Source organism: Micromonospora globispora (assembly GCF_003857015.1).
GTDB lineage: Bacteria > Actinomycetota > Actinomycetes > Mycobacteriales > Micromonosporaceae > Micromonospora > Micromonospora globispora.
In genome coordinates, this window is record NZ_QGGF01000186.1 from 1 (window position 1) to 11,796 (window position 11,796).

At 73.1% G+C, this 11,796-nt stretch carries 9 protein-coding genes and 2 pseudogenes; 8 read left to right on the top strand and 3 right to left on the bottom strand.

Features of this window, described 5'->3' with window-relative positions:
- The 6 genes and pseudogenes from DKL51_RS07125 to DKL51_RS07150 all read left to right on the top strand — a co-directional run.
- Positions 1–647: pseudogene (locus DKL51_RS07125) on the top strand (hypothetical protein); the annotation flags it as partial.
- Between the two features lie 95 nt (positions 648–742).
- Positions 743–1,381, top strand: coding sequence for a class I SAM-dependent methyltransferase (locus DKL51_RS07130; protein WP_124811850.1), 639 nt, complete (start codon positions 743–745; stop codon positions 1,379–1,381).
- 165 nt (positions 1,382–1,546) lie between these two features.
- Positions 1,547–3,826, top strand: coding sequence for a putative bifunctional diguanylate cyclase/phosphodiesterase (locus DKL51_RS07135; protein ID WP_185734735.1), 2,280 nt, complete (start codon positions 1,547–1,549; stop codon positions 3,824–3,826).
- Positions 3,827–3,959: 133 nt separating this feature from the next.
- Positions 3,960–4,598 (top strand): hypothetical protein, encoded by a 639-nt coding sequence (locus tag DKL51_RS07140; protein WP_124811851.1) that lies wholly within the window; start codon positions 3,960–3,962, stop codon positions 4,596–4,598.
- A 148-nt stretch (positions 4,599–4,746) separates the two neighbouring features.
- Positions 4,747–5,505 (top strand): MerR family transcriptional regulator, encoded by a 759-nt coding sequence (locus DKL51_RS07145; protein WP_124811852.1) that lies wholly within the window; start codon positions 4,747–4,749, stop codon positions 5,503–5,505.
- A 14-nt stretch (positions 5,506–5,519) separates the two neighbouring features.
- Positions 5,520–5,804, top strand: a complete 285-nt coding sequence (locus DKL51_RS07150) for a putative quinol monooxygenase (protein ID WP_109964878.1) — start codon at positions 5,520–5,522, stop codon at positions 5,802–5,804.
- A gap of 86 nt (positions 5,805–5,890) precedes the next feature.
- On the opposite strand, the gene DKL51_RS07155 is transcribed toward DKL51_RS07150, so the two are convergent.
- Positions 5,891–7,414 carry a GntT/GntP/DsdX family permease gene (locus tag DKL51_RS07155; protein WP_109943396.1) on the bottom strand — a complete coding sequence of 508 codons (1,524 nt, stop codon included), beginning with the start codon at positions 7,412–7,414 and terminating at the stop codon, positions 5,891–5,893.
- 44 nt (positions 7,415–7,458) lie between these two features.
- Positions 7,459–9,003, bottom strand: coding sequence for a gluconokinase (locus DKL51_RS07160; protein WP_124811853.1), 1,545 nt, complete (start codon positions 9,001–9,003; stop codon positions 7,459–7,461).
- 239 nt (positions 9,004–9,242) lie between these two features.
- Here DKL51_RS07160 and DKL51_RS07165 point away from each other — a divergent pair, with 239 nt between their 5' ends.
- The gene (locus DKL51_RS07165; protein ID WP_124811854.1) at positions 9,243–10,433 is read left to right on the top strand and encodes a hypothetical protein; all 1,191 of its coding nucleotides are present in this window, start codon (positions 9,243–9,245) and stop codon (positions 10,431–10,433) included.
- A 3-nt stretch (positions 10,434–10,436) separates the two neighbouring features.
- On the opposite strand, the gene DKL51_RS07170 is transcribed toward DKL51_RS07165, so the two are convergent.
- The gene (locus DKL51_RS07170; protein ID WP_124811855.1) at positions 10,437–10,868 is read right to left on the bottom strand and encodes a VOC family protein; all 432 of its coding nucleotides are present in this window, start codon (positions 10,866–10,868) and stop codon (positions 10,437–10,439) included.
- A 152-nt stretch (positions 10,869–11,020) separates the two neighbouring features.
- On the opposite strand from DKL51_RS07170, the pseudogene DKL51_RS07175 reads away from it, so the two are divergent.
- Positions 11,021–11,796: pseudogene (locus tag DKL51_RS07175) on the top strand (hypothetical protein); the annotation flags it as partial.

Genomic DNA, 11,796 nt, shown 5'->3' on the forward strand with positions numbered 1-11,796 from the left:
GCTGGGACGGCGACAAGGACGCGTTCACCGGGTACGCCGAGCACGTCGACGCCGGCGGCGGGCCGCAGCCGCGCCGCGACGGGGCGGTGGCCGCGGCCGTCCGGCTGCACCGGCTGGAACGGGCCCTGGCCTCGTACGCCGTGCAGCGCGCCTACGACGACCCGCTGGTGATGGCGGAGCACCGGCTGACCGGGGAGGCGTTCGTCGCAGACGTGACCCTGGCCGACCCGAAGCGGGTGGACGACAGCGGGAAGCGGCCGGTGCTGCGGCCGCGGATCCAGGTGGTCACCACCGAGCCGGTGCTGGTGCCGGTCGGCGCGACGCTGTACTCGCCGTCCCGGCCGACGCAGAAGGCCAGGGTGGTCTTCGTGACCCCGGCGGCGGACGGCAAGACCGAGGTGGTGCTGGAGCTGTCGGGCGGGATGGGTCGCGGGTTGACCGCGCCGCCGGGCACGGTGCCGGAGGTGGGGGAGCGGCTCTGCTGGACGACGCTGTCTGACGCGTTCATGCCCGCCGGGAACTTCCCCGCCGCGGAGGAGACCCCGTGGACCCACGGCGGCCCGCCGGCCGCCGCTGTCGCCGCCGCGGACTCGGAGCCTACGGGCGCCGGGAGCGGCGACGGCGACCCCTCGGAGGAGTGGTCCTGACCCGGCGCTACCGGGTCCTTGCCGGCCCGACCGCCGCGAAGGCCCCCTAGGGATCGCTGTCCATGCAGGATCTTGCGCCGTGCCATGCTGGCCCGATGCCCACTGAACACGACCGCGTCCGGCGCAGCTACGACACCGTGGCCGAGGAGTACCGGGACCGGCTCTCGAACGAGTTGGCGGAGAAGCCGCTGGACCGGGCGTTGCTGGCGGCGCTGGTCGAGCAAACCGGGCCGGGCGGCGCGGTGGCGGATCTGGGCTGCGGGCCGGGGCACGTCACCGCCTGGCTGGTGGGGCGCGGCGTGCCGGCGGTGGGGATCGACCTGTCGCCGGAGATGGTGGCGGTCGCCCGGCGCGAGCATCCCGAGTCGGAGTTCCGCGAGGGTGATCTGCTGCGCCTGCCCGCCCGCGACGGCGAGTTCAGCGGGGCCGTGGCGCTCTACTCGGTCATCCACCTGAGCCCGGACGAGCTGCGGCCGGCCTTCGCCGAGATCCGGCGGGTGCTGCGTCCCGGCGCGCCGCTGCTGGTCGCGGTCCACCTCGGCGCCGAGGTGCGCCACCTGGACGAGTGGTGGGGCCACCGGGTCGATGTGGACTTCCACTTCTTTGCCGCGGAGACGCTGCTCGGGGCGTTGGCCGACGCCGGTTTCGCGGTGGAGGCGCGGCTGGAGCGCGTCAGTTACCCGCACGAGGTGGAGACCCGGCGGCTCTACGTCCTGGCCCGTAACTCACGGTAGCGACAACAATCAGCCAGACCGAGGAGCCGTGGGCCAGCGAACGACTCTGGCGGCGGCACCGGGTGCTGACTAGGCTTGCGCCGTTCGCCGTCCGCCACCGGTCCTCATGGTCGAGGGTGCACGTCTGAAAGAGAGCCGGAGCGCATCGTTGTGCTGCCCAAGGACGTGAGCGGCGCCGCCCTGGCGCCGGCCCGTCCCGCGCTGTCCGGCCGCGTCGGTCTCGTCGCGGCCGGACTCGTCGTACTCGGGGAGGCCCTCTGGCTGGTGGCGCGGCTGCCCGGCGCGGCCCTGGTCAGCGACCTGGGCGCGGTTGCCGTGGCGAGCTGGGCGACGCTCGCCTGCGTCGGCGTGGCCCGGCGGCACCCGACCCCGCTGCGCCGGTTCTGGACGCTGCTGGCGGTCACCATGGCGCTCGCCGCGCTCGGCCGGACGGTGTGGACGGTAGAGCGGCTCGGTGGAATGGAGCTGCCGCACACGCCGCTGGTCGGCGCCATCTTCACCGCCGGCATCGTCGCCGGCGCCGCGGCGCTGCTCAGCTCGCTGGCCGCCCCGCACACCCTGGTCGGCCAGGTCCGAACCCTGCTCGACGGGGTGATCGTCGGGCTGGCCCTGATCCCGATCTGCTGGCTGGTGGTGTTCCGCGACGTCGCCGCCGCCGACCTCGCCGATCCGCTGCGCACCTTCGCCCTGCTCTACCCGATGTTCGACCTGATGCAGCTGACCATCCTGGTCGCGGTCGCCGGGCCGTCCCGGCGGAGGTGGCGCCCACTGACCGCGATCGGGGCCAGCCTCGCCATCCGGGCCGTTGCGGACACGGCCTACGTCTCGCTTTACGCGCACGGCAGCTACACGCCCGGCTACCCGATCGACGTCTGCTGGCCGCTGAGCTATCTGCTGATCGGCGCGGCCACCAGGTATCCGCCGCCCGCCGACTGCGACGGCGGCGACGAGACGGCCGAGCCGCCGCTGCCGCCGTGGTGGCGGGTGGCCCTGCCGTACCTGCCGGTCGGTGGGGCGATCGTCGCGGTGGTGCTCGCCCGGCGGCCCACCGGGCAGACCCCGCATCTGATCTTCCTCGGCATGATGACCCTGCTCGGCGTGCTGGCGCTGCGGCAGGGGCTGGCCGCCAACGAGAACCTGCGGCTGGTGGCCCGGCTGCGCCGGCTGGCGTACTGCGACCAGCTCACCGGCCTGCCCAACCGGCTGACCTTCAACCGACGGCTGCGCCGCGCCCTGCGCGACGAGGTGCCGGTCGCCGTGCTGCTGCTCGACCTGGACGGGTTCAAGCAGGTCAACGACCGGTTCGGGCACGCCACCGGGGACCGGCTGCTGACCAGCATCGCCGAACGGATGCGGAACGCGGTCGGCGGCGACGGGATGATCGCCCGCCTCGGCGGCGACGAATTCGCGGTGCTGGTCGACGGCGACCGGCCGGTGCCGCCGGAACGGCTCGCCGAGCGGCTGCTCGCCGTCCTGCAACCGCTGCCCGGCGAGGAGGACCTCGGCGTGCACCCGTCGGCCAGCATCGGCATCGCCGAGTACGGCGCCCACCACACCTCCCACACCGACCTGCTCCGCGACGCCGACATCGCCATGTACGCCGCCAAGGCGGCCGGCAAGTCCGCGTACCGGACGTGCACCCCGGCGCTGCGCGAGGAGGCGGTGAGCCGGGCGGAGCTGATCGCCGACCTGCGCCGCGCGGTCGACGAGGGGCAGTTGCACCTGGAGTTCCAGCCGATCGTCGACCTGGCCACCGGCACGGTCCGCAGCGCCGAGGCGCTGGTCCGCTGGCGGCACCCCCGGCTCGGCGTGCTGCAGCCGGCGGCGTTCCTGCCGCTGGCCGAGGAGACCGGGCTGATCCTGCCGGTCGACCGCTGGGTCATCCAGGAGGCGTGCCGGGCGGCTGCAGCCTGGCGGAAGCACGCGCCGGAGGTGACCGTCGCGGTCAACATCGCCGCCGCGCACCTGCGCCGGCCCGATCTGATCGACACGGTCACCACGGCCACTGCCGTCGCCGGTCTGTCCCCCCACGCGCTCACCCTGGAGCTCACCGAGTCGGCGCTGATCGAGGGGAGTGAGACGGTGCTGGACCGGCTGCGCCAGCTCCGCGAGCTCGGCGTCGGCATCGCCATCGACGACTTCGGCACCGGCTACTCCGCTCTGAGCTACCTGCACCGGATCCCGGCCACGGAGCTGAAGGTCGACCGTTCCTTCGTGGCCCGGCTGGACGCCGAGGACCCCCGGGCGTACGCGACGGTGGACATGGTCAACCGGCTCGCCGCGGCGTTCGACCTGGCGGTGGTGGCCGAGGGGGTGGAGACCGGGGCGCAGCACGCTGCGGTGACCGCCATCGGCTGCCTGCAGGGCCAGGGCTGGCGGTACGGCCGGCCGGCCGCCCTGCCCGAGCTGCTGACCGCCCTCACCCCGGTCGACGTCACCCACTGACGGCATCCTGGCCCACCGGACGCAGGCCGAAGGTCCCGACCAGGACAGGGGGTTCGGCCCTGCTCGGGTGATGCGCCAACGGTGACGATGTAACAGTCACCGGAAAACGCCATCATCCATATAGGAGCCGGACATGAAGCGACGGACGTTGGACCTGCTGTTCAGCATCGGCGGCATTGGACTCGCGGTCCTGATGCTCGTCGTGGGCATTGTCCTGACGACGAACGCCAACTTCGCCAACAACTACGTGCACGACCAGCTCAGCGCCCAGCACATCAGCTTCAAGCCGGCGGCCCAGCTCACCGACGAGGAGAAGAAGTCGGACTGCCTGCGCGAGTACGCCGGCAAGCCGCTGAACACCGGTAAGCAGGCCGAGTGCTACGCGAACGAGTTCATCGGGCTGCACCTCAAGTCGATCGGCGGCGGCAAGACGTACGCCGACCTGGGCGAGCCGCAGGCCGCGCTCAAGGCGCAGGTGGCCCAGGCCGAGCAGACCAAGGCCGCCAACCTGGCCGACCTGCAGAAGCAGCTCGCCGACGTCACCGCTCAGCGGGAGACGGTCTTCAAGGGCGAGACGCTGCGTGGCCTGCTGCTCACCTCGTACGGGTTCAGCGAGTTCGGCCGCAAGGCCGAGCAGGGTGCCCTGGCGATGTACCTCGGCGCGGCGCTGCTCCTGCTGCTGTCGCTCGCCGGCCTGGTGCACGCTTTCCGGACCCCGGCCAGCGAGGCGTTCGCCGCCCCCCAGCGGGCTCGGGAAAAGACCACCGTCTGACGCTCCGACCCACCGCCCCCGGTTTCCCGCACCCCCTCGGGAGACCGGGGGCGGTCGCGTTCGGCGGACACGTTCCGGCGGATCGGTGAAAATGCTTGACCCTCACGCGGCGGTAGGCGGGAGCGTTGGTCGCGGAAGGGAGGGAACCATGGCGTACACGGTGGGACAGGTGGCGAGGGCCGCTCGGGTGACGGTGCGCACGCTGCACCACTACGACGAGATCGGGTTGCTCTCGCCGAGCGGGCGCACCCCGGCCGGCTACCGCCGCTACGACGACGCCGACCTGGACCGGTTGCAGCTCATCCGCTACTACCGGGAGCTGGGGTTCCCGCTGGACGAGATCGCGGTGATCCTCGACGACCCGGACGCGGACCCGGCGGCGCACCTGCGCCGGCAGCACGAGCTGCTCACCGGGCGGATCGGGAAGCTCCAGGAGATGGTCGCGGCGATCGAGCTCGCGATGGAGGCGAAACGGATGAACATCAGGCTCACGCCGGAGGAGCGGTTCGAGGTCTTCGGCGATTTCGACCCCGACGCGCACGCCGAGGAGGCGGAGCAGCGCTGGGGTGGCACCGACGCGTACCGGGAGTCGAACCGACGCGCGGCCGGCTACTCGAAGGAGGACTGGCTGCGGAACAAGGCCGAGAACGAGGAGTGGGGGCGGCGTCTCGTCGCGGTGATGGAGTCGGGCGCGCCGGCGGACAGCCCCGAGGCGATGGAACTGGCCGAGGAGCACCGGCAACTGATCAGCCGCTGGTTCTACGAGTGCTCGTACGAGATCCACACCGGGCTGGCCGACATGTACGTGTCGGACCCGCGGTTCACCGCGCACTACGAGAGCATTCGACCGGGGATGGCGGCGTACCTGAGCGAGGCCATCCACGCCAACGCGATCAACCGCGCCTGACTCGGAGGTCACCAGTGCTCATCGTCGCCGGCACTCTCTACGTCGACCCGGCCGAGCGGGACGTCTACCTGGCCTCCTGCGTGGAGGCCGTGCGGGCGGCCCGCTCGGCACCGGGCTGCGTGGACTTCGCGGTGAGCGCGGACCTGGTCGAGCCGGGCCGGATCAACGTCTACGAGCGGTGGGAGTCCGACGAGCAGTTGCTCGCCTTCCGCGGGTCGGGCCCGACGGACGAGCAGGCGGCGGCGATCCTCGGCGCCGAGGTGCACAAGTTCCGCATCTCCGGCGTCGAGGCGCCCTGACCCGGCCGGGGTGACCACACGGCGTCGGCCTCGTCGGACCCGGGTGAGCGGGACCGACGAGGCCGACGGGAGCCGAATCAGGGGTGTTACAAGATCAGGTCGAGCAGCAGGACGCCGGCGAAGCCGACCACCGAGATGATCGTCTCCATCACCGACCAGCTCTTGATGGTCTGCCCGACAGTCAGCCCGAAGTACTCCTTGACCAGCCAGAAGCCGGCGTCGTTGACATGCGAGAAGAAGAGCGACCCGCAGCCGATGGCCAGCACCAGCAGTGCCACCTCCGGTCCCGGGAGCGTGGCTGCCAGCGGCGCGACGATGCCCGCCGCGGTGATCGTGGCGACGGTGGCCGAGCCCGTCGCCACCCGGATGCCCACCGCCACCAGCCAACCCAACACCAGCGGCGAGATGTTCGCGCCCTTGGCGGCGTCGGCGACCAGGTTGCCCACGCCCGCGTCGACCAGCACCTGCTTGAAACCGCCGCCGGCGGCGACGATCAGCAGGATGCCGGCGATCGGCGGCAGCGACCCGCCCAGGAAGCCGGAGACCTGGGTACGGCTGAAGCCGGTCCGGTAGCCGAGGAAGATCATCGCGAAGATGACGCCGGCCAGCAGCGCGATGATCGGGGTGCCGATGATGTCCAGCGTCTTGCGTCCGGCGGTGTCCTTGGCGAGGGTCAGTTCGCCGATCGCGCGCAACAGCATCAGCACCACCGGCAGCAGGACGGTGATGACCGCGGCCCAGAGGGCGGGGGCGCGGCGCGCCCGTACCGCCTCGGTGGCGGCCTCGTCGATCGGCTCGCCGGGGCGGCCGGTGCCGGGGTTGATCAGGTCGTCCTCGGTGACCAGGTCGCCGTCGGCGTCCACGCCGCCGCGACCGGTGGGCGAGGGTCCCCGCACGCCGGCGACCGCGAGCGGTCGCCGGGTGGGCAGCAGCGCCTCCGGGGCGACGGCGGGCACGTAGCGGGCGATGAAGTTGCCGAAGATCGGACCAGCGATGATCACCGTCGGGATGGCGACCAGGAGTCCCAGCGCGAGGGTCTGGCCCAGGTTGGCCTTGAGGGCGTCGATCGCGACCAGCGGTCCGGGGTGCGGCGGCACCAGGCCGTGCAGCACGGAGAGACCGGCCAGCGCCGGGATGCCGATCTTCATCAGCGGTACGTCCACCCGCCGGGAGACCAGTAGCACGATCGGCACCAGCAGCACCACGCCGACCTCGAAGAAGAGCGGCAACCCGATCAGGGCGGCCACCCCGGCCATCGCCCAGGGCAGGGCCGTGCCGGAGACCCGGGAGACCACCCGTTCGACGAGGCTGTCCGCGCCGCCGGACTCGGCGAGCAGGCCCCCGATCATCGCGCCGAGGGCGATCAGCAGGCCGACGCCGCCGACGGTGGAGCCAACGCCGGCGCTGAACGAGGTGACGATCTTGTCGGCGGGTACGGCGGCGACCACGCCGAGCACGGCCGCGCCGAGGATGAGGGACAGGAACGGGTGCACCTTGGCCCAGGCGATGAGCAGCACCACCGCGGCGATGCCGAGCAGGGCCGCGATGACCAGTTGGGTGTTCCCGGCGTTGGTGAGGGGTTCCGCGGGTGCGGCGAGCAGAGTGACCACAGCTATCACGACCTTCGGTATGTCCGTGACTGCGGGACGGGCGATCACACAGGGGCGGTGGGTGGTGGCTCCGGCGGCAGGCTCGGCGCCAGCCGCCGCAGCGACGCGAACGTCGGAACGAGCGCGTCGTACAGCTCGGAGAAGAGCGGCAGCAGGGCCGCGTAGGTGGCGGCGGACGCCGGATCGGGGTGTACCGTCTCCTCGATCTGGACCAGGTCGGCGGCGACCTCGATCGAGTCGATCAGGCCGAGGGCCTGCATGCCGAGCAGTGCGGCGCCGAAACTCGACCCCTCGTGCCCGGCGGGGAAGCGCACCGGCATGCCGAGCGCGTCGGCGAGGATCTGCCGCCACAGCGGGCTGCGGGCGAAGCCTCCGCTGGCCCGCACCTCGCGTACCTCGTTGCCCGCCGCCCGGACCGACGCCAGGACCAGGGCGAGCTGCTGGCACACGCCCTCCAGCGCCGCCCGGACCAGGTGCTCGCGCCCGTGGCCGTGGGTCAGCCCGACGTACGCGGCGCGGGGCAGGGCACTCCAGTGCGGCGCCCGCTCGCTGAGCAGGTACGGCAGCATGATCAGCCCGCCGGAGCCGACCGGCGCCCGGGCGGCCAGGGCGAGCAGCTCCTCCTCGGCGTGCTCGCCCAGCTCGGGGGCGAGCGCCTCGCCGGCCCACTGCAGGACGATGCCGCCGTTGTTGATCGCACCGCCGACGACCCAGCGGTCCTCGGTGAGCGCGTAGCAGAAGACGCCGCCGAGCGGGTCGACGCCGGGACGTTCCACCGTCACCCGCATCGCGCCGCTGGTGCCGATCGAGCAGGCGACCACGCCCGGATGGACCGCGCCGAGACCCAGGTTGGCCAGCGGGCCGTCGCCCGCGCCGACCACCACCGGGGTGGCGGCCGGCAGGCCGGTGGCCCGGGCGGCCTCCGCGGTCAGCCCCGGCAGCACGGCGGTGGTCGCCACCAGCTGCGGCAGCTGCTCCTCGGTGATGCCCGCGATGCCCAGCGCCTCGGCGTCCCACGCCAGCCGGTGGATGTCCATCAGGCCGGTGGCGGAGGCGACCGAGTGGTCGGTCACCAGCGCCTCGCAGAGCCGCAGCAGCACGTAGTCCTTGATGCCGACCCAGTGCGCCACCTGTTCGAAGAGTTTCGGCTCCTGCTCGGCGAACCAGAGCAGCTTCGGCAGCGGTGCCATCGGGTGCACCGGCGTGCCGGTGCGCCGGTGCAGCGCCAGGCCGGAGGAAACGGCGCGCAGTCGCTCCGCCTGGGCGCTGGCCCGCGAGTCGGCCCAGGTGACCGATGGGGTGAGCGGGTTGCCGTCGGCGTCCAGGCCGATCAGGCTGTGCATCGCGGTGCTGAAGGACACCCCGGACACCGGGCCGGGCAGCTCCGCGACGACCGCCCGAAGGCTCTCCACCACCGCGTCGAGGATCAGCCGCGGGTCCTGCTCGGCGTAGCCCGGGTGCGGCTCCTCGAGCGGGTAACCGACCGAGTGCGACGCGAGCTGCCGCCCGGCGGTGTCGTACGCGACCACCTTGGTGCTGGTGGTGCCGATGTCCACGCCGAGCACGACGGCGGAGGTCGTGGCGGTCACCGGCCCACCTCCTCGCGCCCCGAGGGCACGGCGCACCCCGGCTACGGGTGACGTTACCGACGGTTCAGTGCCCCTGCACGGCAAGCGAGCCCGCTCGTGGACGACGCGGCCGTTCCGCCTATCGTCGCGGTCAATCACCCGATCGGTCAGATCTGCAACTTGCGCGTTTCTTATCCACCTTCCGCCGCAGTTGATGTGAATGACATCCCGGTTGGTGGCTCTCGCGATGGAGGGTCGGCGTGGCGAAGACTGATTCGACGGGTTCCACCTGGCGGTACCGGTGGGCGCACCGGCAGAACGAGCGCCGGCAGCGGACCTTCCGCGAGGCCGACGAGGCATGGCGACGGCGGGACGAGGAACTGCGGCGGCTGCGCGCCCTCGCCGAGTCCTTCCAGGGCACCGCGGACGCCGGTGACGGCCTGCCGATGGAACTCGCCCCCGGCGAGGTGGTCTTCTGGACCATGCCGGGGGCGCAACTGGTCGAGGCCCGGCACAGTCCCGTGCTGCCGGCCCCCGAACTGACCGTCGACCCCGACCGGTCTGGGGTACGCCCCCGCCGCCCCGACGGGCTCAAGGTCACCGACGCCGGGCTCGCCGTGCTCACCAACCGCCGGCTGGTACTGCTCGGCGGGCGCGCCCGGCGCGACTGGGCGTACGGGCGGATGACCGGGCTGGCCCACGACCCGGCGGCCCCGGTGACGCTGATCCAGGTCCTCGACCGGCGGCGCACGTCCGGGCTGCTGCTGCCCACCGGCGCGGTCGCCGACTTCCGGTTCAAGCTGACCCTGGCCTTCGCGGACGCCATCGAGCAGCGCGCGGCGGTCATCGCCGAACTCGACGAGCTGATCGCCGAACACGAGCAGATGCAGCCGTTCCGGCCCGCCATCGTCACCCCGGCGCAGGCCCGGCTCTCCGAAGTCGTCCCGGGTGGCCGCCGCACGGTCGCGGTCGGGGTGGCCATCGCGCTGGTGGTGCCGGCGATGCTCTTCGAATCCGACCCGCCGGTGCGACCCGGCTCCGAGGTCGCCGCCGCCGCCACCCCGGCCAGCGCCACGCCCGCGCCCCGGCCGGTCGCCCCGATCGTCCAGGTGGAGACCACCACCGGCCCGAAGCCCCGGCGGACCACCCCGCCGTCGGGCACCGCCACGCCGTCGGCCACCGCCACACAGAGCACGCGGTCCGCGTCGCCGCAGCCCACCGGGGAGCGGCGCTGCGGCGCCCCGGCCAACCCCTACGGGTACGACTACTGCGGCGGCTTCCGGATCCGCCAACCCGCCGAGGGGATCTGCGACTACTTCGAGTGCGCCCCCAACTTCTGGTCCGGCCGCGGCTACCTGGTGCAGTGCCAGGACGGCATGGTGAGTCTGACCGGCGGGCAGGCGGAGCCCTGCGCCGGCCACGACGGCGTGCGCCGCACCGTGTGGACCTGACGATCAGCCGCCGAAGTCGGGGACGGTGAGCGTGCCGTCCTCGGCGAGCGGAAAGCCCGGGTTCCAGGCGATCTCCCAGAGGTGACCGTCCGGATCGGTGAAGCAGCCCGCGTAACCGCCGTAGAAGGTTTCCCGGGCCGGGCGGGTGACCGCCGCCCCGGCGTCGGCCGCCTGGCGTAGCACGTCGTCGACCTCCTCGCGGGTGCGGACGTTCTGCGCCAGGCTGACCCCGCCGAAGCCGTCCCCGCCCCGGTCGGTCAGCCCCGCGTCGTCGGCGAGCTTGTCCCGCCCCCACAGCACCACCGCCAGGCCACCGGCCTGGAAGAAGACCGTCTCCTCGACCTCCTGACCGCGCCAGCCGAGCGCCTCGTAGAAGGCGCGCGCCCGCGGCAGGTCGGTCACGCCGAGGGTGACCAGGCTGATCCGTTGCTCCATGGTCGGACCGTACCGCCGTCACCGACGTCACCCGTTTTCGGCGTCGGCTTCCTCGATCGGTTCCCGGACACTCGGCCGAACCCGTCGGCGTGTGGGCGTGTCCTGGGCCGCCGTACCGGGTTGTATCTCGTGGACGCGGAACCCCCTTCGCGATGAGAGGCGACCCGGTGGTGGCGACGGACGGGACGGCCTCGGGCTGGCGAGCCCGGTGGGTCAGGCGAGAGAACGAGCGGCGGCGTACGGCGTACGAGGCCGCCGTGGCGGCGTGGCGGCGGTACGACGACCAGCTCCGGCAGGTCTGCGCCCGGGCCGAGGAGCCCGCAGAGCGGGCCGAGACGCCGGTGGGGGTGCCCGTCCCGCTGGACGACGGCGAGGTCGTGGTCACCGTGCAGCCCGCGGCGGAACTCGTCGAGGTGACGGCCCGGCACGTCGCTGGCCTGCCCGCGGCCGGCCTGACCGTCGTACCGGTCGAGGAGACGGACCGGTCGCCGCGGCTGCCGAAGGGCGTCGCCGTGGCCGACGCCGGCATGGCGGTGGTGACCGACCGGCGGTTGATCCTCGTCGGGCGCGGCGGGCACCGGGAGTGGCCGTACGAGGAGCTCACCGGGGTGGCGCACGATCCGCACGAGCCGTTCACCCTGCTGCACACGCACAGCCGGGGCGGGATCGGCGGCGTACGCGTGCCGCGCTCCGCCGCGTCCGCCTTCCGGCTGCATCTCACCCTGGCGTACGCGGAGGCGATCGGAGCGCGGGACGAGCTGCTGGACCAGCTCGACGAGGAACTGGTGGCGCACTCGCGCCGGCGACCCGCCGTACCGGCCGCGGCGACGCCGGCCGACGCCCCAGCCTCGGCGCGGCTCGCCCGGCCGGTACGGCGGGTCGCCGGCGCGAGTGAGCCACCAGTTCCTCGTCGAGCTGGTCCAGCAAC